Consider the following 1,188-nt stretch of genomic DNA (forward strand, 5'->3'; position numbering starts at 1 on the left):
GTCAATGCCTGAGAGACCGCCCACCGTGGTGCCCTGGAATTGCAACCGGTGTGGAATGCGGGATTCACCGATCAGGCGCAGACGTGTGTGGACCGGCTGCGTGGCCGCTGCTGCCGGCTGCGGTGCCTTGCCGCCGGCCAGGCCCAGCACTGCGGCTGCGCCGGCTCCGAGGACCAGCCGGCGCCTGGAGGGTGCTGTGACATAGGGGTTCATGCAGCCAAGTCTAGCGGCCGCACCTGTGGGAAATGTGACAGGGCAGGGCTGCGCTTACTGCAGCACGGTCTGCCGCACCGCCTGCTCCCAGCGCGCCATCAGCTCAGCGGCCCGGTCCGCGCCCAGCGTAGGCAAAAACTTGCGCTCGGCGCGCCACATGCCGGACAACTCGTCGGTGCTGCTGTAGACGCCGCTGGAAAGTCCTGCCAGGTAGGCGGCGCCCAGAGCGGTGGTTTCAATGACCGCCGGGCGGATCACCGGTATGCCCAGCAGGTCGGCCTGGAATTGCATCAGCAGGTCGTTGACGCAGGCGCCGCCGTCTACGCGCAATTCCGCAACAGGTGCGGCGCCAGCACTCACCGCGTCGCGGCTCATGGCCTGCAGCAGGGCGGCGCTTTGGTAGGCGATGCTTTCGAGTGCGGCGCGCGCGATATGGGCGACGGTGGTGCCGCGCGTGAGGCCGGTGATGGTGCCCCGCGCATCCGGTTTCCAGTAGGGTGCACCCAGGCCGGTGAAGGCCGGCACCATCATCACGCCGCCTGAGTCAGGCACGCTTTCGGCCAGCGCCTGCACTTCGGCGCTGCCCTTGATGGCGTGCAGGCCGTCGCGCAGCCACTGCACCACGGCGCCGCCAACAAACACGCTGCCTTCGGTGGCGAACTGCGTTTGGGTTGTTGCCTGGGCTGCGCTGGTGGTCAGCAGGCCATTGTGTGAGGTTTGAAACTGGCTGCCCGTGTGCATCAACATGAAGCAGCCGGTGCCATAGGTGTTTTTTGCCATGCCGGCCTTGAAGCAGGCCTGGCCGAACAGCGCGCTTTGCTGGTCACCGGCGACGCCTCCGATGGGGATGTCATGGCCCAGCAGATCGGGGCGCACCTCGCCGTAATGCGCGCTCGAAGGTAATACCTTGGGCATCAGCGAAGCCGGGATGCCCAGCAGCTCAAGCAGCTCGTCGTCCCACTGATTGGTGTGCAC

General features: G+C 66.8%; 1 protein-coding gene and 1 pseudogene. Both read right to left on the bottom strand.

Going from position 1 to position 1,188, the window contains the following annotated elements:
* Positions 1 to 213: pseudogene (locus AC1D1P_RS23795) on the bottom strand (esterase-like activity of phytase family protein); the annotation flags it as partial.
* A gap of 54 nt (positions 214 to 267) precedes the next feature.
* The coding region (locus AC1D1P_RS23800; RefSeq protein WP_477674710.1) for an FGGY family carbohydrate kinase at positions 268 to 1,188 on the bottom strand (921 nt) is incomplete at its 5' end.

This window comes from Polaromonas sp. P1_E1_2 (genome assembly GCF_056406035.1).